Annotated in this window: 22 protein-coding genes, 1 tRNA gene, 1 pseudogene and 2 riboswitches; of the genes and pseudogenes, 10 read left to right on the top strand and 14 right to left on the bottom strand. The window is 77.2% G+C overall.

What is annotated here, in order from left to right:
• Positions 1-65: 65 nt before the first annotated feature.
• Positions 66-587, top strand: a complete 522-nt coding sequence (locus AC4OR8_RS08095) for a bifunctional adenosylcobinamide kinase/adenosylcobinamide-phosphate guanylyltransferase (RefSeq protein WP_492165025.1) — start codon at positions 66-68, stop codon at positions 585-587.
• Positions 588-607: 20 nt separating this feature from the next.
• Here AC4OR8_RS08095 and AC4OR8_RS08100 read toward each other — a convergent pair whose 3' ends face one another.
• The 4 genes from AC4OR8_RS08100 to AC4OR8_RS08115 all read right to left on the bottom strand — a co-directional run bounded on the left by AC4OR8_RS08100 (position 608) and on the right by AC4OR8_RS08115 (position 3,636).
• Positions 608-1,363 carry an adenosylcobinamide-GDP ribazoletransferase gene (locus AC4OR8_RS08100; protein ID WP_492165026.1) on the bottom strand — a complete coding sequence of 252 codons (756 nt, stop codon included), beginning with the start codon at positions 1,361-1,363 and terminating at the stop codon, positions 608-610.
• Positions 1,364-1,368: 5 nt separating this feature from the next.
• Positions 1,369-2,463 carry a nicotinate-nucleotide--dimethylbenzimidazole phosphoribosyltransferase gene (cobT, locus tag AC4OR8_RS08105; RefSeq protein WP_492165027.1) on the bottom strand — a complete coding sequence of 365 codons (1,095 nt, stop codon included), beginning with the start codon at positions 2,461-2,463 and terminating at the stop codon, positions 1,369-1,371.
• On the bottom strand, positions 2,460-3,314 hold the full coding sequence (locus tag AC4OR8_RS08110; protein ID WP_492165028.1) for a CbtA family protein: 855 nt from the start codon (positions 3,312-3,314) through the stop codon (positions 2,460-2,462). The genes cobT and AC4OR8_RS08110 overlap by 4 nt, the downstream gene beginning before the upstream one ends.
• Before the next feature lie 85 nt (positions 3,315-3,399).
• Positions 3,400-3,636 (bottom strand): CbtB domain-containing protein, encoded by a 237-nt coding sequence (locus tag AC4OR8_RS08115; protein WP_492165029.1) that lies wholly within the window; start codon positions 3,634-3,636, stop codon positions 3,400-3,402.
• A 448-nt stretch (positions 3,637-4,084) separates the two neighbouring features.
• On the opposite strand from AC4OR8_RS08115, the gene AC4OR8_RS08120 reads away from it, so the two are divergent.
• The 5 genes from AC4OR8_RS08120 (at position 4,085) to AC4OR8_RS08140 (ending at position 8,862) form a co-directional block, all read left to right on the top strand.
• On the top strand, positions 4,085-5,068 hold the full coding sequence (locus tag AC4OR8_RS08120; protein ID WP_492165030.1) for a glucosyl-3-phosphoglycerate synthase: 984 nt from the start codon (positions 4,085-4,087) through the stop codon (positions 5,066-5,068).
• Positions 5,059-6,201: a glycosyltransferase gene (locus tag AC4OR8_RS08125; protein WP_492165031.1), complete on the top strand. Its 1,143-nt coding sequence runs from the start codon at positions 5,059-5,061 to the stop codon at positions 6,199-6,201. Before AC4OR8_RS08120 ends, AC4OR8_RS08125 begins: the two co-directional genes overlap by 10 nt.
• Positions 6,198-7,205 (top strand): Gfo/Idh/MocA family protein, encoded by a 1,008-nt coding sequence (locus tag AC4OR8_RS08130; protein ID WP_492165032.1) that lies wholly within the window; start codon positions 6,198-6,200, stop codon positions 7,203-7,205. Before AC4OR8_RS08125 ends, AC4OR8_RS08130 begins: the two co-directional genes overlap by 4 nt.
• The gene (locus tag AC4OR8_RS08135; RefSeq protein WP_492165033.1) at positions 7,202-8,323 is read left to right on the top strand and encodes a zinc-binding dehydrogenase; all 1,122 of its coding nucleotides are present in this window, start codon (positions 7,202-7,204) and stop codon (positions 8,321-8,323) included. The genes AC4OR8_RS08130 and AC4OR8_RS08135 overlap by 4 nt, the downstream gene beginning before the upstream one ends.
• 326 nt (positions 8,324-8,649) lie before the next feature.
• The gene (locus AC4OR8_RS08140) at positions 8,650-8,862 is read left to right on the top strand and encodes a hypothetical protein (protein WP_492165034.1); all 213 of its coding nucleotides are present in this window, start codon (positions 8,650-8,652) and stop codon (positions 8,860-8,862) included.
• A gap of 57 nt (positions 8,863-8,919) precedes the next feature.
• Here AC4OR8_RS08140 and cobBC read toward each other — a convergent pair.
• From cobBC to AC4OR8_RS08155, 3 genes and pseudogenes are all read right to left on the bottom strand, one after another.
• A pseudogene (gene cobBC, locus AC4OR8_RS08145) lies at positions 8,920-11,317 on the bottom strand (bifunctional hydrogenobyrinic acid a,c-diamide synthase/histidinol phosphate aminotransferase CobBC).
• The gene (cobO, locus tag AC4OR8_RS08150) at positions 11,314-11,928 is read right to left on the bottom strand and encodes a cob(I)yrinic acid a,c-diamide adenosyltransferase (RefSeq protein WP_492165035.1); all 615 of its coding nucleotides are present in this window, start codon (positions 11,926-11,928) and stop codon (positions 11,314-11,316) included. The pseudogene cobBC and the gene cobO overlap by 4 nt, the downstream one beginning before the upstream one ends.
• The gene (locus AC4OR8_RS08155; protein ID WP_492165036.1) at positions 11,928-14,027 is read right to left on the bottom strand and encodes a VWA domain-containing protein; all 2,100 of its coding nucleotides are present in this window, start codon (positions 14,025-14,027) and stop codon (positions 11,928-11,930) included. Before AC4OR8_RS08155 ends, cobO begins: the two co-directional genes overlap by 1 nt.
• Positions 14,028-14,050: 23 nt before the next feature.
• A riboswitch (cobalamin riboswitch) is annotated at positions 14,051-14,194 on the bottom strand.
• A gap of 17 nt (positions 14,195-14,211) precedes the next feature.
• Here AC4OR8_RS08155 and cbiE point away from each other — a divergent pair.
• The gene (gene cbiE, locus AC4OR8_RS08160) at positions 14,212-15,546 is read left to right on the top strand and encodes a precorrin-6y C5,15-methyltransferase (decarboxylating) subunit CbiE (RefSeq protein WP_492165037.1); all 1,335 of its coding nucleotides are present in this window, start codon (positions 14,212-14,214) and stop codon (positions 15,544-15,546) included.
• Positions 15,543-16,307, top strand: coding sequence for a cobalt-precorrin-4/precorrin-4 C(11)-methyltransferase (locus AC4OR8_RS08165; protein ID WP_492165038.1), 765 nt, complete (start codon positions 15,543-15,545; stop codon positions 16,305-16,307). Before cbiE ends, AC4OR8_RS08165 begins: the two co-directional genes overlap by 4 nt.
• Here AC4OR8_RS08165 and AC4OR8_RS08170 read toward each other — a convergent pair.
• The 7 genes from AC4OR8_RS08170 to orn form a co-directional block, all read right to left on the bottom strand.
• Positions 16,284-17,846, bottom strand: coding sequence for a precorrin-2 C(20)-methyltransferase (locus tag AC4OR8_RS08170; protein WP_492165039.1), 1,563 nt, complete (start codon positions 17,844-17,846; stop codon positions 16,284-16,286). The genes AC4OR8_RS08165 and AC4OR8_RS08170 overlap by 24 nt on opposite strands.
• 5 nt (positions 17,847-17,851) lie before the next feature.
• On the bottom strand, positions 17,852-18,562 hold the full coding sequence (locus AC4OR8_RS08175; protein ID WP_492165319.1) for a precorrin-8X methylmutase: 711 nt from the start codon (positions 18,560-18,562) through the stop codon (positions 17,852-17,854).
• Positions 18,563-18,567: 5 nt separating this feature from the next.
• On the bottom strand, positions 18,568-19,515 hold the full coding sequence (locus AC4OR8_RS08180; protein WP_492165040.1) for a ferredoxin-like domain-containing protein: 948 nt from the start codon (positions 19,513-19,515) through the stop codon (positions 18,568-18,570).
• A gap of 53 nt (positions 19,516-19,568) precedes the next feature.
• Positions 19,569-19,770: riboswitch (cobalamin riboswitch) on the bottom strand.
• 47 nt (positions 19,771-19,817) lie between these two features.
• Positions 19,818-20,348: a hypothetical protein gene (locus tag AC4OR8_RS08185; RefSeq protein WP_492165041.1), complete on the bottom strand. Its 531-nt coding sequence runs from the start codon at positions 20,346-20,348 to the stop codon at positions 19,818-19,820.
• Positions 20,348-20,863 (bottom strand): DUF3995 domain-containing protein, encoded by a 516-nt coding sequence (locus tag AC4OR8_RS08190; RefSeq protein WP_492165042.1) that lies wholly within the window; start codon positions 20,861-20,863, stop codon positions 20,348-20,350. Before AC4OR8_RS08190 ends, AC4OR8_RS08185 begins: the two co-directional genes overlap by 1 nt.
• A 108-nt stretch (positions 20,864-20,971) precedes the next feature.
• Positions 20,972-21,044: transfer RNA gene (locus tag AC4OR8_RS08195), tRNA-His, on the bottom strand.
• A 107-nt stretch (positions 21,045-21,151) separates the two neighbouring features.
• On the bottom strand, positions 21,152-21,844 hold the full coding sequence (gene orn, locus AC4OR8_RS08200) for an oligoribonuclease (RefSeq protein ID WP_492165043.1): 693 nt from the start codon (positions 21,842-21,844) through the stop codon (positions 21,152-21,154).
• A 175-nt stretch (positions 21,845-22,019) separates the two neighbouring features.
• On the opposite strand from orn, the gene AC4OR8_RS08205 reads away from it, so the two are divergent.
• Together AC4OR8_RS08205 and AC4OR8_RS08210 are read left to right on the top strand one after the other, a co-directional pair.
• Positions 22,020-22,745: a DsbA family protein gene (locus AC4OR8_RS08205; RefSeq protein ID WP_492165044.1), complete on the top strand. Its 726-nt coding sequence runs from the start codon at positions 22,020-22,022 to the stop codon at positions 22,743-22,745.
• A complete protein-coding gene (locus AC4OR8_RS08210) occupies positions 22,742-23,773 on the top strand; it encodes an adenosine deaminase (RefSeq protein WP_492165045.1) in 1,032 nt (343 codons plus the stop codon). Before AC4OR8_RS08205 ends, AC4OR8_RS08210 begins: the two co-directional genes overlap by 4 nt.
• The last annotated feature ends 156 nt before the right edge of the window (positions 23,774-23,929 follow it).

The following is a 23,929-nucleotide window of genomic DNA, read 5'->3' on the forward strand; positions in this document are numbered from 1 at the left end:
CGCAGCGACCCGCGCCTGGCCGGCGTCCGGGCCGGGAGGACGACCAGAGCGACCAGGAGGACCCGATGAAGGTGCTGGTGACCGGGGGAGTGCGCTCCGGCAAGTCGTCGCACGCCGAGGCGCTGCTGGCGCCGGAGGTGTCGACGACGTACGTCGCACCCGGGCCGGCGCTCGACGACGCCGACTGGGCCGCGCGGGTGGCGGCCCACCGCGACCGCCGCCCGGGGGCGTGGTCGACGGCCGAGACCGGCGACCTCGCCGCGGCGCTGCGCGACGCCGACGGGCCGGTGCTGGTCGACTGCCTCGGCACCTGGCTGACCCGGCTGCTCGACGACGCCGGCGCCTGGGAGGCCACCAGCGAGGAGCAGCTGATGCTGGTCGAGGACCGGCTCGCGTCGTTCACCGACGCGCTCGGGGCGCACGCCCACGACGTGGTGGTGGTGACCAACGAGGTGGGGCTCGGCGTCGTGCCGGCCCACCGCTCGGGGCGGGTGTTCCGCGACCTGCTCGGCCTGGCCAACCAGCGGGTGGCCGCGGCGTGCGACGAGGTGCACCTCGTGGTGGCCGGGCGCGTGCTCCGGCTCTGACCCGTGCGACGCGCGGTCGCTCACGACAGCACCACCAGCAGCACGGTGAGGGCGAGCTCGACGCCGGCGCCGTACACGTCGCCGGTGACCCCGCCCAGGCGGCGGGTGGTGCGCCGCACCAGCAGCGCCACCGCGGCCACGGCCAGCACCACCGCCACCGCGCCGCGCGCCCAGCCGGCGCCGGCCGCCTCCGCGGCTACGGCCACCGCCAGCAGCACCACGCCCCACACGGCCGCGGCCGCGAGCGGCGCCACGGTGCCGGTGAACCCGGCGCCGAGCCCGTCGGGGCGCGCCGGTCGCACCCCCCGCAGGCAGGTCAGCACCAGCGCGACGCGCGAGCAGCACACCAGCAGCCCCGCCAGCAGCGGGCCGTCGTCGAGGCGCAGCAGCGAGGCCAGCGCCGCCACCTGCGCCACCGCCAGCACGACCGTGGCCAGCACGCCGGCGGGCCCGGACGTGCCGGTGCGCATCACCTGCAGCGAGCGCTCGGGGTCGTAGGAGGCGGTGAGGCCGTCGGCGGTGTCGGAGAGGCCGTCCCAGTGCAGGGCCCGGCTGCCCGCGGCCAGCAGCCCGACGGCCACCGCCGCCACGGCCAGGGGGGCGAGCCCGGCCTCGCGCCCGGCCCAGCCGACCGCGGCCACCAGCAGCCCGAGCGGCACCACCGCGAGCGGGGCCAGCAGCATCGCCCGGCCGGCCACGGCCCGGTCGACCCGGCCCGGCGGGGCGACGGGCAGCGCGGTCAGCGTGCCGACCGCCAGCCGCCACGAGTCACGCACGCGCGTCACGCACCGGCGTCGGGGGTCTCGGGCGGCAGCAGCTCGGCGAGCAGGGCGACGTCGCGCAGCAGCGCGACCGCCCCCCGCAGCAGCGGCACCGCGGCCACCGCGCCGCTGCCCTCGCCCAGGCGAAGGCCGAGGTCGAGCAGCGGCGCCAGCCCGAGGGCCTCCAGCGCGAGTCCCTGGGCCGGCTCGGGGGAGCGGTGCCCGGCCACGCACCACGCCGCGACGCCGGGGTGCATCCGCTCCGCGACCAGCGCGCACGCCACCGACATCAGCCCGTCGAGCAGCACCGGTACGCCGAGCGAGGCCGCCTGTGCCACGAAGCCGACCGTCGCAGCGAGGTCGGCGCTGCCCAGCGCGCCCAGCGCCTCGCGGGGGTCGCGGGCGCGGTCACCGACGCGGCGCAGCGCGGTGTCGACGACGTCGCGCTTGCGGGCCAGCGTGGCGTCGTCGACGCCCGTGCCGCGGCCGGTGACGGCGGCGGCGTCGAGGTCGAGCGCGGCCGCCACCAGGCAGGCGGCGGCCGTGGTGTTGCCGATGCCCATGTCGCCGGTGAGCAGCAGGTCGGCGCCGGCCGCCACCTCCTCGCGTGCGGTGAGCCGTCCGGCCTCCAGCGCGGCGTCGAGCTCGGCGGGGGTGAGCGCGTCCTCCAGGTGCAGCGCGCCGCTGCCCCGGCGCACCTTGCGGGCCCCGACGGCCGCGGCCACCGCGGGCGGCAGGTCGCCGAGGTCGCCGTCCACGCCCAGGTCGAGCACCCGCACGTGCACGTCGTGGGCGTGGGCCAGGGCCGACACCCCGGCGCGTCCGGCCACGAACGTGCGCAGCATGGCGCCGGTGACGGCCGCCGGGTAGGCCGAGACGCCGTGGGCCGCCACGCCGTGGTCGCCGGCGAAGACGACGAGCCGCACGTGGGTCAGCGGTCGGGGCGGCACCTGCCCCTGCGCGGCGGCCAGCCACGCACCCAGCTCACCGAGGCGCCCCAGCGCGCCCGCCGGGGTGGCCAGGGCCGCCAGCCGCTCGGTGGCCTCCGCCGCCGCCGCCGCCGACGGCGGGTCGATCGTCGGGTCGACCTGCGGCGTCCCCCCGGGCGGCGTCACAGGCTCGCCGCCAGCTCGCGGCGGGCGCGCACGGCACGCTCCTGCTCACCGAGGCGGCCGACGGCCACCGCCAGGCCGAGGGTGAGCACGCCCCACAGGGCGCCGAGGGTCAGCAGCGACCCGCGGCGGAACGACCAGAGCAGGTCGGCCGGCACGTCGCCGGCCGACGCCGCCGCGGGCAGCAGCGCCCCGGCGACGACGACCACGGCGAGGTAGAGGCCGAGCCCGGCGCCGACCGCCAGGGGGACGCCGTACGACCCCTCCAGCCGCCGGGCGAGCTGTCGGGCCAGCAGCACGGCCGCCACGGCGGCGATCAGCGAGAGCGCGACGTAGGCGAAGTACTGCCCGGTGCGGGCCCCGATGGTCTCGGCGCTGCCGACGCCGGGCGGCAGCGCGGGGTACTTCAGGAACGGCACGAGCGCGAACGCCACGAAGCCCGTGCCGCCCACGAGCGCGGCGGTGGGCCCGGGGCGCAGGCCGCCGAGGCGGCCCACCGCGAGCGCCGCGGCGAGCGCCAGCAGCCCGCCGAGGGCGGTGCCGACGGCCACCGAGCCCAGCAGCAGGCCCCAGGTGCGCTGGGTGCTGCGCGAGACGACGGCGTCCGTGCCCTCCCCGCCCTCGCCCGCGGCGTGGTCGTGGGGGGCGGTGCCCTCGTCGTGGTGGTGACCGGCCCCGCCCTCGAGGGCGACGGCCGCCTCCAGCGACGGCTCGCCGGCCCAGGTGGCCACCAGGAAGGTGGCGCAGCCGGCCAGCAGGCCGACCAGCAGGCCACGCACCAGCAGGGCGCGGGCGGTCATCCGGGGGGTGCGACGGGTCGGTCCGGGGTCGCCCCCGGTGGTGCGTGTGCTCATGGGGAGTCCGTTCGGGAACCGGTGCCAGGGCGCGCCGCAGCGCGCCCCGACCACCGAGGAGGTGGCGGGGTGGGCCGGACGGGGCTCAGTGGCAGGGGTAGCCGAGCAGGTGGCGACCGTCGTGCACGAGCTCGTGCAGCGCGGTGCCGGAGAGCAGCGACACCGCGCCCTGGTCGGTGCTGACGAAGAACAGCACGAGGGTGGCCAGCAGGCCGCCGAAGAGGGCCCAGGGGGCCAGCTCGGCGAGCGGCACCGTGGGCACCTGGGCGGTGCCGGCGAGCGTGCCGGTGACGGGGGCGGAGAGGGGAGCAGACGACGACATGGGTCCTCCTGAGGGATGGGTGCGTCCCTGACGGATCGGATGGATTGACGGACACTCGGGTCTGACTCCAGCCGTCCGTGGCGACCCGTGGGTCGGCCTCGGAGGAGCTGTCACAGTAGCGCGACTGTGCCGGATTCCCACCGGCTTCCTCGTGCCCGCGGGCTCACCCTAGGGCACGTCGGCGCCCCGTGGGCCGCGCGGGCTGCACGCGTCGGTCGACCCGGCACGGCGCCGGGTGTTCACCTCGGTGTGGCTGACTGCACGGCATGAAGTCGCTCACACGGGGTACTAGTTGCGTCCGGCTGGAGGGCCGGCACAACCGGGGGCTCGAGGGAGGGTGGTCGTGATGGTCGCACCAGCAGCAGGACGACGAGGGAGCACGACCGGCCAGGAGGCGTGCGGGTGAGCCCGCGCCCCGTCCGGCCCGCCACCCGGTGGAGGGCCTGAGGTGGACGCGCGCCTCCACGAGTGGTTCCGCCGGCGCACGACGTCGGGCCCCGACTGGGACCGCCGGGCTCTCGCCGCCGCCAAGAACGGCACCACCACCAGCGTCGTGCTGCCCGCGCGCAACGAGGAGGCCACCGTCGGCCCGATCGTCGAGCGGCTGCGCCGCGAGCTGGTCGAGCGGGTGCCGCTCATCGACGAGCTGGTCGTCATCGACTCCGGCTCCACCGACGACACCGCCCGCATCGCCGCCGAGGCAGGTGCCCGCGTCGAGCGGCAGGAAGCCGTGCTCGACCACCTCGTCGACCAGCCCGGCAAGGGCGAGGCGCTGTGGAAGTCGCTGCACGTCACCCGCGGCGACATCGTCGCGTTCATCGACGCCGACCTCGAGGACTTCGACCCGCAGTTCGCCGTCGGCCTGCTCGGACCGCTGCTCGCCGACCCCGGCGTCGAGTTCGTCAAGGCCTTCTACGACCGGCCGCTGCAGAGCGGCCAGACCCTGATGCCCGCTGGCGGCGGCCGGGTCACCGAGATCCTGGCCCGCCCGCTGCTCAACCTGCACTGGCCGGCGCTTGCCGGCATCGTGCAGCCCCTCGCGGGGGAGTACGCCGGGCGCCGGCGGCTGCTGGAGCGGCTGCCGTTCCTGTCGGGCTACGGCGTGGAGATCGCGATGCTGATCGACGTCCTGGAGTCGGTGGGCCTCGACGCGATGGCCCAGGTCGACCTCGGCAGCCGGCGCCACCGCAACAGCTCCGACGCCTCGCTGGGGCGGATGGCGGCGCAGGTCTACCTCGCGCTGCTCTCGCGCATCGAGCTGCACGGGGTCGGCGTGCTCACCACCGAGCCGACGCCCCGGCTCACGCAGTTCGCCCGCGACGGCGCGTCGTTCGTGCCGGAGACCCACGACGTCTCGGTGATCGAGCGCCCGCCCATGGTGACCGTCGACGCCTACCGTCGCCGGTTCTCCGAGGTCGGTCAGTGGGTCTGAGCGTCCTGGTCAACGCCGGTCCCTGGCTGCCCGTCCCGCCCGAGGGCTACGGCGGCATCGAGGCGGTGGTCGCCACCCTGGTGCCCGAGCTGCGCGCGCGCGGCGTGCGGGTGGTGCTGGCGACCGTCGGCACGAGCACGCTGGAGGTCGACGAGGTGCTGCCGGTGCTGCCCGAGCCGTGCTTCGCGCGCATCCAGCAGCCCTACAACCAGGTCTCGGGGGTCGCCCACGCCCACATGCAGGGCGTGGTGGCGGCGCTGCGCGACGGCCTCGAGGTCGACCTCGTGCACGACCACCTCGAGGTGGTCGGCCCCGCCGTCCTGGGCGCCATGGGCACCGCGGCGCCGCCGACGGTGCAGACGCTGCACTGGGACCTGGGCAAGCACCAGGAGTTCTACTCCTCCTTCGACGGCCGCGGCCGGGTGCGGTTCGCCGCCGTGTCGCAGTCGCAGCTCGACCGGGCACCTGCCGCGCTGCAGGCCCAGACGATGGGGGTCGTGCCGCTGGCCTCGCCCGACCCCGACCCGTCGACCGGGCCGGTCGCGCGCGGCGACCACGTGCTGGTGCTGGCGCGGATCACTCGCGACAAGGGCCAGGACGTCGCCGTGCGCGTGGCCGGGCGCGCCGGCGTGCCGGTCGTGCTGGCCGGGCCGGTCGCCGGCATCGGCGACCCCGACGAGCTGCGTCGCCGCGTCGCCGAGGGCGACCCGACCCTGACCTCCCACCCGGACGTCCGCTTCTTCTGCGACGAGGTCGCACCGCTGCTCGACGGCGAGACCGCGCGCTGGGTCGGCGGGGTGGCCGGGACCGAGAAGGAGCACCTGCTGGCCTCGGCCCGGGCCCTGCTCACCCCGATCCGCTGGGCCGAGCCCGGCGCCACAGCCGTGGTCGAGGCGCTGCGCCGCGGCGTACCGGTCGTCGGCACCCCGCTCGGGGTGCTGCCCTCCCTCGTGGAGCACGGGCGCACCGGCTACCTCGCCGACACCGAGGAGGACCTCGCCGCCGCGCTGGGCCGCCTCGACACGATCGACCCCGACGACTGCCGGGCAGCCGCCCGGCGGTGGACGCCGGCCGCGATGGCGGCGTCCTACCTCGACCTGTACGACCGACTCCTGGAGGACACCACCCCATGACCACCCGCATCCTGATGGTCGGGGCCGGAGGTGTCGCCCGTCGCCACGTCGAGGTGCTCGCCGGCCTCGACGGCGACGCCCGCACCGAGCTGGTCGGCGTCGTCGACCCCGCGGCCGAGACCGCCGAGGCCCTCGCCCGGGAGGCCGGCACCACCGCCTTCGCCGAGGTGGGCGCCGCCATCGAGGCCACCAGCCCCGACGCGGTCTACGTGTGCGTGCCGCCGTTCGCCCACGGCGAGCCGGAGCGCGCCGCGTTCGCGGCCGGGCTGCCGCTGTTCGTCGAGAAGCCCGTGGGCCTCGACGTCGCCGCCGCCGAGGAGCTGGCGGCGCTCGCCGCGCAGGCCGGCGTGGTCACCGCCACCGGCCACCACTGGCGCTGCCTCGACGTGCTGCCCCTGCTCGACGACCTGCTGGCCGGCGGGCCCGTGCTGGCCAGCGGCTGGTGGCTCGACAAGCGTCCGCCGGTGCCGTGGTGGGCGCGCAGCGACCAGTCCGGCGGCCAGATGGTGGAGCAGGTCGCGCACGTGCTCGACCTGTCCCGCCTGCTGCTCGGCGAGGCCGACGAGGTCTGGGCCGCCGGGGTGCGGCGCGACGCACCGCCCGCCGGCTCCGGCCAGCCCGAGGGCGACCGCGGTGACGTCGACGACGCCACCGCCGCGGCCGTGCGCTTCGCCTCCGGCGCGGTGGCCACCTACACCGCCACCTCCGCGCTGCGCGCCAAGCACGGCGCCGGGCTGCGGCTGGTGGCCGACGGCGCCGTCGTCGACGTCGACGAGACCGGGCTGACCGTGCACCGCGGCACCGACACCCAGCACCACCCGGTCACCGCCGACGCGCGGGTGCTCGTCGACCAGGAGTTCGTGCTGGCCGTGGCCGGCCACGGCCCCGCGCCCCGCTCGTCGTACGCCGACGCCGTGGAGACCCTGCGCCTCTCGCGCGCCGTCGCCCGCTCGGCGGCGGAGGGCCGCGCCGTGCGCGTGCGCACCGACGGGGCGGTCTCGTGAGCACCCTGCAGCGGCTGGTGGCCCTCGGGCCCGGCGAGCTGGTGCTGCGCGAGGAGACCGTCCCGGAGGTGCCCGAGGGCGGGCTGCTGCTCGAGACGGTGGCCACCGGGCTGTCGGCCGGCACCGAGATCACCTTCCAGCGCGGCGACAACCCCGCGCTCACCACCCACCACGACCCCGAGCTGGGCCTGTTCGACCCCAGCCGCTCGGCGCCGGGCACCGCGTGGCCGGTCACCAAGCTGGGCTACATGGAGGTCGCCCGCGTCGCGCAGTCGCGCGCGCCCGGCTTCGCCGAGGGCGGGCTGGTGGCGGCGTCGTACGGCCACGCCACCGCCCACGTCTCCGACCCGGTGCGCGAGCACGTCGTGCGCCTGCCCGACGACCTCGACCCGCTGCTCGGCGTGTACGTCGCCCACCTCGGCCCGATCTGCGCCAACGGCCTGCTGCACGCCGCTGCCGACCTCGTCGGGCCCGGCACCACCAGCCTGGCCGACGGCGTGGCCGGACGGCGCGTCGTCGTGGTCGGCGCCGGCCTGATCGGGCTGATGAGCGCGCTGATGGCGCGCCACCACGGCGCCGAGGAGGTGGTGGTCGTCGAGGACGACGAGCGCCGCCGCGCGGTCGCCGGGCGGCTCGGCCTGGAGACCCTCGACGGAACGGGCGGCGCCGGTGGCTCCGGCGACGACCCCGCGCGGGCGCTGAAGACGCGCTGGCGCCACGGCCCCGGCGACCACGGCGCCGACGTCGTCCTGCAGTGCCGCGGACGCACGGCGGCGCTCGACACGGCCCTGCGGGCCGTGCGCCCGCAGGGCACCGTGGTCGACCTGGCGTTCTACACCGAGCCCGCCGCCGACCTCGTGCTCGGCCGGGAGTTCCACCACAACGGCCTGCGGCTGGTGTGCGCCCAGATCGGTCGCACCCCCCGCGGCACCGCCCACGCCTGGGACCGCCAGCGCCTCTCCGCCGCCACCGTCGACCTGCTGCGCCACGAGGGCGCCGCCGTGCGCGAGCACCTCGTCACCGACGTGCTGCCCCTCGCCGAGGCGCCCACGCTGATCGCCGAGGTCGCCGACCGCCGGCGTCACGTCGTCTCCGCGGTGTTCACCGTCGGCGACTGAGCCGCGCCGCTCCTCTGCTCGCCGCCGGGGCCGGGGCTGGGGCTGGCGTCATACGGATGGTGGAGTCGCATCCACGGTTCGTATGACGTCCGGCTGCTCGCGGGCGCGGCGGTCGGGGGGCTGGGGCTTGCGTCATACGGGTGGTGGAGTCGCATCCACGGTTCGTATGACGTCCTACTGCGTGCGGGTGCGGCGGTCGGGCGGGCTGGGGCTTGCGTCATACGGGTGGTGTAGTCGCATCCACGGTTCGGATGACGCACCACCCCGCCCCCAGCGCGGGCCCCGACCCCGGGAGACGCGGACGAGGTGGGGCTAGCCTTCAGGGCATGGCCCGCCCTCCCGCGCCCCCGCCGCGTCCCGACCGCACCCCGTGGATCGTGGGTGGGATGGGCGCCGTGCTGGTGGTGCTGGCGGTGCTGCTGGCAGTGGTCGGTCCGGTCGACGCACTGGTGATCGGCACCGGCCTGATGGGGCTGCTCGGCATCGGCATCGCGTTCCGGATGCGCAACCTGCAGCAGCGCGGCGTCCCCATCCGCTGACCGCGCCGCACGGCGGGAGCGAGGCGAGCGCCGACGCCGGCACCGAGGGGGCGCAGGTCAGCGCAGCGCGGCGAGCGCGGCCAGCACCCGGTCGGTGACGTCGGGCGGGCGCACGGCGAGGCGCACCCAGGTGTCGTCGAGGCCGGGGAAGGTGTCGGCGCGTCGTACGGCGACGCCGGCGTCGCGCAGCCGTGCGTGGGTGCCGGCGCCCGGGCGGGCCAGCACGAACGACGTCGACGACGCGACGTGGTCGACGCCGAGGCCGGCCAGGCCGCGCTGCAGGTGGGTGCGCCACGCCGCGACGTCGCGGGCACGGCGGGCCGACTCCGCGCGGGCCTGGTCGCCGGCGCAGGCCACCATCACCGCCGCCGCGGTCGTCGAGACCGACCACGGCACCTGCTCGCGGCGCAGGGCGGCCACGGTGCGGGGCGTGGCGAGCAGGTGGCCCGCCCGCACGCCGGGCACGGCCCACTGCTTGGTGAGGCTGCGCACGACCACGAGCCCCGGCAGGCGCGTCCCGGCCAGCGACTCGGGCTCGCCGGGGTCGGTGTCCATGAACGCCTCGTCCACCACCACCACCCGGCCGGGGCGCAGCAGCGCCCGCACGGCGACGGCGGGGTGGAGCACGCCGGTGGGGTTGGTGGGGTTGCCGAGCACGACCAGGTCGGCGTCGTCGGGCACCTGCGCGGCGTCGAGGGCGAACCCGTCGTCCGCCGCCAGCACCACGGAGGTGACGTCGTGGCCGGCCCGCTCGAGCGCCGCGTGGGGCTCGGTGAACTGCGGGTGCACCACCACCGGACGCCGCCAGGGTCGCCAGCGCGCCACGAGCGAGAACGCCTCGGCCGCGCCGGCGGTCGCCAGCACCTCGCCGACGGGCCGGGCGTGCCGCGCGGCGAGGGCGGCCTCCGCGGCGCCGGCGTCGGGGTAGGCGCCGACGTCGGCCAGGCTCGCCCGCAGCGCGTCCTCCAGCCAGGGCGGGCGCGGGCCGGGGTGCACGTTGACGGCGAGGTCGATCAGGGGGCGCACGGCGTCGCGCAGCTCGACGTCGCCGTGGAAGAGCAGCGGGTCGCGCGCGGGCTCAGCCACCGCTCGGGCCCGCGTGGGCGTGCACGGCGTCGGCGAAGCGCTGCGCGAGGTGGGGGTGGCCGGCCCAGTGCGTGTGCAGGTAGGAGGCGTGCAGGGTGGCGGTGCCGAAGCCGACGGCCTCGCCGTCGACCACCCAGGTGGCGGTGTCGCCGGCCACCGGCTCGACGTGGGTGCGGTGGAACTCGTGCCCGGTGACCTGCTCGCCGCGCCGGGTCAGCAGGCTGTCGCCGGCCGCGGTGGCCGTGGGGTAGCGCATGGTGAGCCGCGGCGTCATCGCGGCCGCGGCGGGCAGGGCGCCCACCATGGGGGCGCCGTCGAGGGTGTGGCAGAGGTAGAGCAGCCCGGCGCACTCCGCCACCGTCGGCACCCCGGCCAGCACGGCCTCGCGCAGCCCGCGGCGCAGCGGCTCGTTGGCCCCGAGGTCACCGACGTGCACCTCGGGGAACCCGCCGCCGAGGTAGACCCCGCTGGTGCCGGGCGGCAGCGCCGGGTCGCGCAGCGGGTCGAAGCCGACGACGTCGCAGCCGGCGGCGCGCAGCAGCTCCTCGGTCTCGGCGTAGCGGAAGGTGAACGCCCGGCCCCCGGCCACCGCGACGACGGGACGCCGCCGCCCGCCCGCGTCCGCCGGCGGGGCGACCACCGCCGCCGGCGACCACGGCCCGGCGTCGAGGTCGGGGGCGGTCGCGGCCAGCGCCAGCACGGCGTCGAGGTCGACGTGGGCGGCCACGTGGTCGGCGAGGTGGTCGAGGGCCTCGGCCGACAGGTCGCGCTCGGCGGCCGGCACCAGCCCGAGGTGGCGCGACGGCGCGGCGACGCCGGCGTCGCGCGGGATCGTGCCGAGCACCGGCAGGTCGATCGAGGAGCGCACCTCCGCGGCGTGGCGGGGCGAGCCCGCCTGGTTGAGCACGACGCCGGCCACGGTGACCGAGGGGTCCCAGGTGGCCATGCCGTGCACCACCGCGCCGATCGAGCGCGACGAGCGCGAGATGTCGACGACCAGCACGACGGGGGAGGCGGTCAGCGCGGCGACGTGGGCGGTGGAGGAGAAGCCCCGGCCGCCGACGCGGCCGTCGTAGAGCCCCATCACGCCCTCGACCACCGCGACGTCGGCCGGCGCCGGCGTCCGCGCGCCGTGCAGCAGCAGCGGGACGACGAGCCGCTCGCCGACCAGGTGGGGGTCGAGGTTGCGTCCGGGACGTCCGCAGGCCAGGGCGTGGTAGCCGGGGTCGATGTAGTCGGGGCCGACCTTGTGGCCGCTCACCGCGAGGCCGCGGCGGCGCAGCGCGGCCATCAGCCCGGTGGAGACCGTGGTCTTGCCCTGCCCGGTGGACGGGGCGGCCACCACGACGCGGGGGAGCCGGGTGGTCACCACTCGATCCCTCGCTGGCCCTTCTGGCCGCGGTCCATCTGGTGCTTGACCTTGGTCATCTCCGTGACCAGGTCGGCGGCCTCCACCAGGGCCGGGTGGGCGCGCCGGCCGGTGACCACGACGTACTGGCGACCGGGCCGCTCGCGCAGCGTGGTGACGACGTCGTCGACGTCGACCCAGCCCCACTCCATCGGGTAGGTGAACTCGTCGAGCACGTAGAGGTCGTGGCGCTCCTCGGCGAGGCGGCGCTTGACCTCCGCCCAGCCCTCGGCGGCCTCGGCGGCGTGGTCGGCCTCCGAGCCCTCCTTCCGCGTCCACGACCAGCCGGCGCCCATCTTGTGCCACTCCACCGGTCCGCCCTCGCCGGTCTCCCGGTGCAGCTCGCCGAGGCGCTCGAGCACGCTCTGCTCGCCGATGCGCCACTTGGCCGACTTCACGAACTGGAACACCCCGACGTCCCACCCCTGGTTCCAGGAGCGGATCGCCAGGCCGAAGGCGGCGGTCGACTTCCCCTTGCCGTCGCCGGTGTGCACCATCAGCAGCGGCTGGTTGCGCCGCTGGGCCGTGGTGAGGCCGTCGTCGGGGACGACGACCGGCTTGCCCTGCGGCATCAGGCCACCCGCTCGCGCACGCTGGCCGCCAGCACGTCGGCGCTCACCCGCGCCAGCGGCACGTGCTCGGCGCCCAGGTGCTCGGCGAGCACCCGGCCCAGGCCCAGGCGCATCGCGCCCGACTCGCAGTCGACGAGGAGCGCGGTGGTCCCGGTGGCGGCGAGCGCCGCCGCGGCCCGGCGCGAGCGGGCCACGGCGTCGGGGCCCGACGTCGCGCGCCCGTCGGTCACCACGACCAGCAGCGGACGTCGTCGCGGGTCGCGGCGGCGCTCGGTGGCCAGCACCCGGGCGGCCTCGACGAGGCCCTCGGCCAGCGGGGTGCGCCCGCCCGCGGGCAGCACCTGCAGCCGCGCGGCGGCCACGTCGACCGAGCGGGTCGGCGGCAGCGTCAGCTCGGCGCCGCTGCCGCGGAAGGTCACCAGGCCGACGGTGTCGCGGCGGCGGTAGGCGTCGAGCAGCAGGCTGAGGATGGCGGCCTTCACCTGCTCCATCCGCGTGCGGGCCGCCATCGACCCCGAGGCGTCGACGCAGAACAGCACGAGGTTGGCCTCGCGCCCCTCCCGCACCGCCACCCGCAGGTCGTCGGGCGCCAGCCGCAACCGGCCCGACGTGCGTCCGCGGGCGGCCTGGTGGGGGGCGGCGGCCCGCACGGTCTCGGTCAGGTGCAGCGCGCCGCGCAGCCCGGGCTCGCTGCCGACCCGGCGTCCGGAGTCGGTGGTCGCGCGGCTGCGGCCGCCCGCCTCGCCGCGACCGGTGCCGGCCACGGTGAACAGCCGGGCGCGGTACGTCGACCCCGCGGACACCGTCGTACCCGTGCTGGTGGGGGTGCCGGCGGGGGTGCTGCTGGGGGTGCCGCTCGGGGCGTCGCCCGAGGGGCCCGCGTCCGCCGGGCCGGCCTGGGCCGTCGCGTCGCCGTCGGCCTCGCCGCTGGAGGCCCCACCGGCGTCCGGCCCGGCGGGGGACTGCCCCTGCCCGCCGGGCCCGTCGCCGGGCCCGCCCGGCGCGCCCGGACCGTCAGCGGGCCCGGCGCCGGGCTCGCCTCCGGGACCGTCGCCCGGCCCGTCGCCGTCGGGGGTGGGGTCGGTGCCCGGCTCGGGGCCGAGCACGTCGTCGAGGAGGTCCTCGTCGAGGCCGGGGGCGTCGAACGGGTTGCGCCGGCGCCGGTGGGGCAGCGCCAGGCGGGCGGCGGCGCGCACGTCCTCCACGGTGACCTCGCGGCGTCCGTGCCAGGCGGCGTGGGCCACCGCGGTGCGCGCAGTGACCAGGTCGGCGCGCAGGCCGTCGACGTCGAAGGCCGCGCAGAGCTCGGCGATCCTCAGCAGCACGTCGTCGCCGAGCACCACCTGCGCCAGCAGCGCCCGCGCGGCGGCGACCCGTGCGGTGAGCGCCCGGCCGGCGTCGTCCCAGCGGGCGGCGAAGGCCTCGGGGTCGGCGTCGTGGGCCATCCGGCGGCGCACCACCTCCACCCGCAGCGCCGGGTCACGGGGCGCGGCGACCTCCACGGTGAGCCCGAAGCGGTCGAGCAGCTGCGGGCGCAGCTCGCCCTCCTCGGGGTTCATCGTGCCGACCAGCACGAACTGCGCGGCGTGGGTCAGCGAGACCCCGTCGCGCTCCACGGTGGCGCGGCCGGTGGCGGCGGCGTCGAGCAGCACGTCGACGAGGTGGTCGTGGAGCAGGTTGACCTCGTCGACGTACAGCACGCCGCGGTGGGCCCGCGCCAGCAGCCCGGGCTCGTACTCCGCCCGCCCCTCGGCGAGGGCCTTCTCGAGGTGCAGCGAGCCCAGCACGCGGTCCTCGGTGGCCCCGACGGGCAGCTCCACCAGCCGCACCGGGCGCGACTCGACCGCGGCGTCGGCGGCGAACGGACCGTCGGGCGAGAGCGGGGCGGCCTCGCGGGGGTCGGAGGAGAACCGGTCGCCCGCGACGACGTCGACGGGGGGCAGCACGCCGACGAGGCCGCGCACGATCGTCGACTTGGCGGTGCCCTTCTCGCCGCGCACGAGCACGCCGCCGATCTCGGGCGACACGGTGGCCAGCAGCAGCGCGAGGGACAGGTCCTCGGAGCCGACGACAGCGGCAAAGGGGTAGTGCGTTGGCATGAGAGGCTCCCGCTCGTCCGCCATCGGATGGACGCCGCGAGGCCGGTCTTCGGACTTCCCGGGTCGACGTCTGCACGTCGCCCGGGTCACCGCAGCGGGCCTGCGCCGGATTCTCACCGGCTTCCCGGATTCTCCCCCGGAGGGGCACCTCGTGGCTGTGGCCGCCACGATAGCGTCACGCTGCGTGACCCCCGACCCGCGCCCCCCGGGGCCCTCCGAGGCCCGGCAGCCGGCCCTGGAGCCGGCCCCGCAGCCGGCCCCGCAGCCACCCCCGGCCGGGCACCGCGCGGGCCGGGTGGTGGTGGTCGGCGTGGGTGCCGACGGGTGGGCCTCCCTGCCCGAGGAGGGCCGCGAGCGCGTGCTCCGCGCGCCCGTCGTGCTCGGCGGGCGGCGCCACCTCGACCTGCTGCCGCCGGCCGGGGTGCAGGTGCGCCGGGCCTGGGGCCGGCCGTTCCACGACTCGCTGCGCGCCGTCCTCGCCGAGCACGCGGGCGACGACCTGGTCGTGCTGGCCTCGGGCGACCCGTTCGTCTCCGGAGTCGCGTCCACGCTGCGCGCCCTGCTGCCGCCCGGGGCGCTCGAGGTGCACCCGGCGGTGTCGTCGGTGTCGCTGGCCCGGGCCCGGATGCTGTGGGGCGCCGAGGACTGCGAGGTGGTCACGCTGGTGGGCCGCGACGTCGACCTGCTGCGCCGCCACCTCGCCCCGGGCAGGCGGCTGCTCGTGCTGTCCTCCGACGCCGGCACGCCCGCCGAGGTGGCGGCGCTGCTGGTGGAGGCCGGCCACGGCACCACCGCGATGACCGCGCTCGGCGACCTCGGCACGCCGCGCGCGACGCGCGTCGAGGGCACGGCCGGCCACTGGCACGCCGCGGTGTCGCCGCTGCACGTGCTGGCGCTCGAGGTGGGCGGCGCCGGGGTCGTGCCCGCGGTCGGCGCGTGGGCCGCCGGCCTGCCCGACGACGCCTTCGAGCACGACGGCCAGCTCACCAAGCGCGACGTCCGCGCGGCGGCCCTCGCCCGGCTCGCCCCCCGCCCCGGCGACCTGCTCTGGGACGTCGGTGCCGGTGCCGGCTCGGTCGGCATCGAGTGGCTGCGGGCCCACCCCACGCTGCGGGCCACGGCGTTCGAGGCCGATCCCGCCCGCGCCGAGCGGGCCCGGCGCAACGCCCGGCGCCTCGGGGTCCCGCACCTGCAGGTGCACGAGGGCCGGGCCCCCGGCGTGCTCGACGGAGCGCCGCGCCCCGACGCGGTCTTCGTCGGCGGCGGGGCGACCGCGCCCGGCCTGCTCGGGCTGTGCCGCACCCGCCTGCGCCCGGGAGGCCGCCTGGTCGTGCACGGCGTGACGCTGGAGACCGAGCAGCTGCTCGTCGCGGCGTACGCCGAGCACGGCGGCGAGCTGACCCGCCACGCCGTGGAGAGCGCCGCACCGATCGGCTCGTTCACCGGCTGGACGCCGGCACGCGCCGTCACCCAGTGGGCCTGGACCGCCCCGGCCGACCGTCCCGAGGAGACCCCGTGACCCCCACCGCCCCGCCCGTGCACTTCGTCGGCGCCGGCCCGGGCGCGGCCGACCTGCTGACCCTGCGCGCCGCGCGGTTGCTGGCCGAGGCCGACGTGGTGCTCTACCCAGGCACCTACCTCGACGCCGAGGTGCTCGGCCACTGCCGCGACGGCGTGTGCCTCGTCGACACCCAGGGGCTCGACCTCGACGCGATGACCGCCGAGACCACCACGGCCCACGCCGCGGGGCTGGGCGTCGTGCGCCTCACCAGCGGCGACCCGTCGCTCTACTCCGCGCTGGCCGAGCAGACCCGCCGCCTCGACGCCGCGGGGGTGCCGTGGGACGTGACCCCCGGCGTCGCGTCCTACGCCGCGGCCGCGGCGCTGGTGGGACGCGAGCTGACGGTGCCGCTGGTGGCGCAGTCGGTGGTGCTGACCCGCGCGCAGGCCCGCTCCACCGCGATGCCGGAGGCGGAGTCGCTGGCGGCGTTCGCGGCGACCGGGGCCACGCTGGTGGTGCACCTCGCGGTCACCCGCACCCGTGAGCTGATGGCGCAGGTCGCGCCCCACCTCGGTGACGACTGCCCGGTGGTCGTGGTGCACCGCGCCAGCCAGCCCGGCGAGCTGGTGCTGCGCGGCACCGTGGCCGACGTCGCCGGGGCCGTCGAGGCGGCCGGGCTGCGCCAGGCCGCCGTCATCCTCGTCGGGCGGGCCCTGGAGCGCGACGCCGAGGGGTCGGGGGAGTCCTACCTCTACTCAGCCGGGCGGCACCGCCCGTGAGGTCCACACCCGCCCGCCGGCGGTGACCCGGGTCTGCGCCGAGCCGACGAGCAGCAGGCACTTCATGTCGATGCTCGCGGCGTCGAGGCCGCCCAGCGTCGTCACCGAGAGGCTCTCCTCGGCGCGGCCGACGTCGCGGCCCACCACCACCACGGTGTCGGCGGGCAGCCGCTCCAGCAGCGTCTTCTGCGCCCGCACCACCTGCTCGGTGCGCGAGCGCGACGCCGGGTTGTAGATCGCGAGGACCAGGTCGGCCTCCGCCACCGCGCGCAGCCGCCGCTCCACCACCGACCACGGCTTGAGCCGGTCCGACAGGCTCAGCACCGCGAAGTCGCCGCCGATCGGGGCACCGGCCCGGGCCGCCACGGCCTGCACCGCGCTCACCCCCGGCAGCACCCGCACGTCGACGTCGGCGTACGCCGGGTCGTCGGCGGCCTCGAACACCGCCGCGGCCATCCCGAACACCCCCGCGTCGCCGCCGGAGACCACCGCGACCCGCTCGCCGCGCTGGGCGAGGTCGAGGGCCAGCCGGGCGCGGTCGAGCTCGACGGTGTTGCCCGAGGAGTGCCGGGTGAGCCCGGCGCGCTGCGGCACCCGGTCGACGTACGGCGCGTAGCCCACCACGTGGTCGACCCCGGCCAGCGCCTCGTGCGCCTCGGCGGTGAGCCACCCCTCGGGGCCGGGACCCAGCCCGACCACCAGCAGCTCGGCGGCCGGGCCGGCCGTGGCGGGCGCGCTGCCCGCGAGGGGGTCGGGGCGTCGTCCGGCGGGCGCGGCGTGCCGGCTGTCACCGGGCACCACCACCAGGGAGAAGTACGGCACCTCGTCGGCGTCCACGTCGGCCACCGGCATCCGTCGCTCGCCGGGCATGGAGGCGCGCTCCACGTAGACGGCGTGCTCGAGCCGACCGGCGGCCGCCAGCGCCCGGCGCACGGCGGGGAAGGTGCGGCCCAGCTTCATCACCACCGCGCCGTCGGTGTCGGCGAGACGACGGGCCAGCTCCGGCTCGGGGAGCGTGCCGGGCAGCACGGTCAGCACGTCGGTCTGGCGCACCAGCGGCAGCGCCGCGGCGGAGGTGGCGGCCGAGAACGCCGGGACGCCCGGCACGACCGCGGTCGTGAAGCGCTCGGCCAGCGCGTCGTGCATGTACATGAACGAGCCGTAGAACAGCGGGTCGCCCTCGGCGAGCAGCACCACGTCGCGACCGGCCTCCAGGTGGGCGGCCAGCCGCGCCGCCGACTCGGCGTAGAAGTCGGCCAGCGCGCCGGCGTAGCCGCCGGGGTGGTCGGTGGTGCCGGTGGTGACGGGGTAGCGCAGCTCCACCTCCACGACGCCGGGGCGCACGTGGGCGTCGGCGATGCGCCGCGCGTGCGACTGCTTGCCGACGCCGGCGTGGTAGGCCACCACGTCGGCCTCCGCGACCAGCCGCGCGGCCTTCAGCGTCATCAGCTCGGGGTCGCCCGGGCCCACGCCCACGCCGTGGAAGCGGCCGGACCCGGGCGTCGGGCCCCCAGCGTCGAGAGGGTCCACGGGGTCCACCGGGCTCACTCCTCGTCCTGGGCGAGGGCGTTGACGGCGGCCGAGGCCATCGCGGAGCCGCCGCGGCGCCCCCGCACCGTGACGAACGGCAGGTCGATGCCGTGGTCGTCGTGGAACGACGCCAGCGCCTCCTTCGACTCCGCCGCGCCGATGAACCCGACCGGGCAGCCGATCACCGCCGCCGGCCGCGGCGCCCCGTCGAGCAGCATCTCCAGCAGGTGGAACAGGGCCGTGGGGGCGTTGCCGATGGCCACCACCGCGCCGTCGAGGTGCGGCTCCCACAGCGAGACCGCCGCGGCCGTGCGGGTGGTGCCCCAGGCCGCGGCCAGGCCCGGGACGCGCTCGTCGGGCAGCAGGCACCGCACGTCGTTGTCGCGGGGGAGGCGCCCGGCGGTCACGCCCATCGCGACCATCCGGGCGTCGGTCAGCACCGGCGCGCCGGCACGCAGCGCCGCGCGCGCCGCGCCGACGAGGTCGGGGTGCACGACGAGGTCGTCGACGAGGTCGGTCTGCCCGCTGGCGTGCACCATGCGCACCGCCAGCCGCTCAGCCGCGGCCGGCACCCGGTCGAGGCGGGTCTCGCGGCGGATGGTCGCGAAGGAGTCGGCGTAGATGGCCGGGCCGTCGTCGACGTAGGCGTAGCGCCGCGGGGGCCGGGCCGGCCGGGGGGGACGGGGCGCGCCGACGGAGGCGGGGTGGTCGGGGGTGGTCGGCACGTCGCTCACCGGGTCACCTCCGGCACCAGCACGCCGCGCCAGGGCGTCACGACCAGCACCCCGCCGTCGGGTGGCCGGGCGGTGAGCCCGGTGAGCCCGTCGACCAGGGCGGGGGAGAGCACGCCGTCCGGCGCGGCGACGTGGCGCCCGCCGGGCACCTCGCCGTACGGCAGGGGGTCGCTCGACACCTGCGTGCGGACGTCGCGCGCGACCGCCGGCCGGAGGGGAGCGGCGAGCTCGTCGACGTGCCAGGGCGCGGCCTCGCCCTCGCCGCGCGCCTGCAGGAACAGCCGGGCGAGGTCGAGCAGCCGCGGCGCGGCCTCGTCGAGGGGCACGACGGGCCCCCACCCGTGGCTGCCCACCCGCAGCTGGGCGGTGCGGTCGTCGAGGGCCACCAGCCCCAGGTCGGTGCGGCGGGCGACGAGGTCGCCGCGGCCGTCGTCGAGCACGAACAGGAAGCGCCCGGGCAGCGACGCCAGCGCCGGGTCGGCCCGCAGGCCGGCGTCCAGGGCCCAGGCGACGGGGCGCAGGTCGGCGCGGCCGCCGGACAGCCCCGACTGCGGCGACACCATGAGGTTGCGCACCAGCTCGTGGGTGCGCGAGGGCAGCAGCCCGGTGGCGCCGAGGTCGGCCACCACCTCGGGCGGCAGCCGGTCGTCGTGGTGGGGCAGGCCACGCACCTGCAGGTTGGCCCGGGCGGTCAGGTGCACCGCCCCGTCGCCGTGGCGCTGCGCGACCTGCGACAGGGCGGCCAGCGCGGCCGGCGTCACCTCCCCGCCCACCAGTCGCAGGCGCACCAGCGCGCCGTCGTCGGCCACCCACGGCCGCAGGACGCCGGGGCACCGGTCGTGGCGTCGCCGTACGGCGGCAGGCGAGTGCGGCTGGGCCGGCTGGTCGGGGGCCGAGCGGGGCGCGGGGGACGGGCGCGCGGGGGCAGGGGGGATGCGTCGCATCGGGTCGCTCTCGAGGCCGGGGCTCGTGCGCGAAGCCCGTCACGACCTCACGGCGGGCGCCGCGAGGGCCAGCAGGTCTTCGGACTCGGGATCACCCGGCACGGAGCACCTTCCCGGACTCGCGTCCAGTGGCCTGTCGTGAGACAGAAGCCCCGCCCGTCACCCTCACCGCTGCGCGTCAGTCCCGGATTCCCACCGGGTTCCCTGACCTCCACGACGGCTGCCGTGGAGGTCGACTGGCGCTGCGCACGATACCGGCCCGTGGCCCGGCGGCCAGCCCCCGTCCCGTGCGCGTCCTCAGGTCAGGCGGGGCCGACGTCCCCGCGCGGCACCGGGCCGACACCGCTGCGCCGGCCGGGAGCCATCGCGGCGTGCCGCTGCCCGGGGCCGGGGCCGTCGCTGGACGCGAGCGCGTCGGCGACCAGGCCGGTGGCGAAGGCGTAGACGGTCTTGTGCACCAGGTCGACCACGAGCTCGGTGCGCGGCCACGTCTGCGGCGGGGCGCCGACGCCGGTGGCGTTCTCCAGCACCTGGTCGTTGGTGAACCGCACGACCGCGAACATCGCGGAGGCCACCGGCCCGCGCAGCCCGACGTGCGCCATCACCGCACGCAGCACGCCGGCCACCGCGCCCTGGCCGTGGTGCATCGTCGCGTTCAGCGCCGGCGACGGGTCACCGCTCTCGGCGCGGCCGGTGAGCCGGGCCAGCACCAGCCCGGGCACGGTCGAGTCGGGTCGCCCCGTGATCCGCTGCTCCACCTTCTCGGTGACCGTCATCGCCACGCCGCCCGCGAGCCCCGCGAGGAGCCCCTGCCACACCACTCGTCCGACCATCACCCCTGGTACCCGCTCGAGCCCTGCGTCACGCGGCGCGGGGCCGCGCTGCGCCGGGTGGTCCACAGGCCCACGGCGAGCAGGACGCCCCAGCCGGCGAACAGCGGGTCCCACAGCAGCGCATGGCCGAGCAGGGCGGGGCGGTCAGGGCCTTCGGCGTCCGCGGTGCCCCCGACGGCACCGCCGAGCACCAGCCACGCGCCGACCGTGTTGGCGAGCCCGTAGGCGACCAGGACGACCGCGCCGGCCCAGGACGCCGCGCGCCACGCCGTGCGCCCGGGCAGCCGGCCCGACTCCACCAGCAGCGGCACCACGGCTCCGGCGACCTTGACCAGGGCGACCACCGACAGCACCAGGAGCGCGGTGGTCGGCGCCTCCGAACGCCAGTCGAGCGCCCACCGGCCGACCGTGTCGAGCAGCCAGGAGCCCCCCAGGGCCCAGTAGGCGCTGAACGCCCCGTGGACCAGGCCGGCAGCGCAGGCGAGGACCAGCCAGCCGTTCCGAGAGCTCGACACGGCTCGACGCTACGGCCGGAGGTGCTGTACGGCCAGGTCCGGTGTCACGCCGGGGAACGGAGAAGGCCCCCGACCCGCACGTGCGCGGATCGGGGGCCTTCTCGTCGGGGTGAGTAACGGGACTTGAACCCGCGACATCTGCCACCACAAGGCAGCGCTCTACCAGCTGAGCTATACCCACCAGGTGCCTGTTCCGAGCCAGCCGGAACCGCGCGATGAAGTGTAGGGGACCTGCCCGTCGGCCGGGAAATCGCACCCCCGGCGCGGTGGGGACGAGGGGGGCGGTGACTACTCCGCGGCGGGGGCCACGGCGGCGTCGGCCGTGCCGGCGGTGGCCGCGGCGCTCGCGGTCGCGGCGGCCGGGGCGGGGTCGCCCAGCCCGGTGAGGGAGCCGCCGTGGGTGGCCGCGATGCCGCGGGCGGTGTCGCTGTCGGGTCCGGGGGCGCCCACGAAGACGGCCTCGCGGTAGTAGCGCAGCTCCTCGATGCTCTCCTGGATGTCGGCGAGCGCGCGGTGGTTGCCGCGCTTGGGGGGAGCGGCGTAGTAGGCGCGGGGGTACCAGCGCTTGGCGAGCTCCTTGATGGAGGAGACGTCGACGATGCGGTAGTGCAGGAACGCCTCGAGGTCGGGCATGTCGCGGGCGAGGAACGAGCGGTCGGTGGCCACGGTGTTGCCGGCCAGCGGCGGGCGGGCGCCGTGGCCGCAGTGCTTGCGCACGTAGGCCAGCACCTGCTGCTCGGCGTCGGCCATCGAGAGCCCGCCGTCCAGCTCGGTCAGCAGCCCGGACTTCTCGTGCATCGCGCGCACGAAGTCGCTCATCTGCTCGACGGCGCCCGCCGGCGGCTTGACCACCAGGTCGATGCCGTCGCCGAGGACGTTGAGCTCGAAGTCGGTCACCAGCGCGGCCACCTCGATCAGGGCGTCGGCACCGAGGTCGAGCCCGGTCATCTCGCAGTCGATCCAGACCAGTCGATCACTCATGGGCGCACCCTACGCCGACGGGCGGCCTCGGCCGGCCCGCACGGTCGACCCGCCCGGGGTCTCAGCGCAGGCTCAGGCGGGACACCTAGAGTGCAGGCGATCCGCGTCGAGACCCGCGTGACCACCCCACCCGACGTCGACCGTCCCGGTCGACCAGCCGAGCCGGAGCCGCCCGATGGCCAAGAAGTCCACCGACCAGGGGCGCTCCGCGCGTGCCGCCGAGGCGCTCGAGGCGCAGCGGCGCTCCGAGCGGCGCCGCACGATCCGCAGCATCACCCTGGTGGTGCTGGCCCTGGTGGTCGTGGTCGGCATCGGCGTAGTGGTGCAGGCCCTGCGCGGCCCGGGCGACGTGACGGCCGCCCCCGCCGGGCAGACCGACTACGGCGTGACGATCGGCGACGCCGACGCCGAGCACGAGGTCATCATCTACGAGGACTTCCTGTGCCCCTACTGCGGCCAGCTCGAGGCCGCCACCAGCGACGACCTCGCCCAGCTGGCCGAGGACGGGTCGCTGGTCGTCGACTACCGCCCCTTCAACCTGCTCAGCGGCATCAGCGACTACTCCGCGCGCGCCACCAACGCCTTCGCGGTGGTGCTGGAGGAGAGCGGCCCCGAGGTCGCGAAGGAGTACCACGACCTGCTGTTCGAGAACCAGCCGTCGGAGTCGGGGCCGTTCCCCGACGACCAGGCGCTGCTCGACCTCGCCGTCGAGGCCGGCGCCGAGGAGGGCGACGTGAGCGACGGGATCCTGGAGGGCGCGAAGTCCGACTGGGTCGAGGAGGCCACCACCGCGGCCCGCGACGCCGGCGTGACGGGCACCCCCACGGTGGTGCTCGACGGCGAGGTCGTCTCGGGCGACCCGCAGGACGTCCTCGACACCATCGAGGAGACCGTCGGGTGAGCGACCCCGACCTGCGCTCCTTCATCGCCGGCCTGCCCAAGGTCGAGCTGCACGTGCACCACGTCGGATCGGCGAGCCCCGACATCGTCAGCGAGCTCGCCGAGCGCCACCCCGGCACCGTGCCGAGCGACCCCGACCGGCTGCGCGAGTTCTTCGCCTTCCGCGACTTCGCCCACTTCATCGAGGTCTACCTCGCGGTCGTCGCGCTCGTCCGCACGCCCGAGGACGTCCGCTTCCTCACCTACGAGGTGGCCCGCGAGATGGCCACCACCCAGTCGCTGCGCTACGCCGAGCTGACCTGCACGCCGTACACCTCGGTGACCGCGCACGGCGGCCATCCCGGCATGGCGATCGAGGCCTACACCGAGGCCATCGAGGACGCCCGGGTGGCCGCGGAGCGCGACCACGGGCTGGTGCTGCGCTGGATCTACGACATCCCCGGGGAGTCCGGCCTGCCCGCCGCCGACGCCACCCTCGACCACGCGCTGCGCCACGGCTCGGACGCGCTCGTGGGCTTCGGCCTCGGCGGCCCCGAGGTCGGCGTGCCGCGCCCGCAGTTCCAGCCCCACTTCGACGCGGCCCGCGCCGCGGGGCTGCACAGCGTGCCGCACGCCGGGGAGACCACCGGCCCGCAGACGGTCTGGGACGCCGTACGGCTGCTCGGTGCTGAGCGCATCGGGCACGGCACGTCGGCGGCGCAGGACCCCGCGCTGCTGGCCCACCTCGCGGCGCACGACATCGCCCTCGAGGTGTGCCCGTCGTCCAACCTCGCCACCCGCGCGGTGCCCGACCTCGCCGCGCACCCGCTGCCGCTCTTCCGCGACGCCGGGGTGCCGGTCACGATCGGCTCCGACGACCCGCCGATGTTCTCCACCACCCTCAACCGGGAGTACGAGCTGGCCGCCGGCATGCTCGACCTCGACGCCGAGGGCGTCAAGGACCTGGCCCGCGCCGGGGTGCGCGCCTCCTTCGCCGACGCCGCCACCCGGGCCCGGGTGCTCGCCGAGATCGACGCCTACGCCGGCTGAGCCCGGTCCAGCCGCGGGGGTCTCCACACCCCCCATCGCCGGCGCTCCTCGAGGACGGCCCCCGCGGCGGCCTCGCTCGGCCCGGTCGGCCCGGGGCTGACGTCATCCGAGTCGTGGATGCGACTCCACCTCTCGTATGACGCACGCACCGCAGCC

Source organism: Nocardioides sp. FY1077, assembly GCF_058681775.1.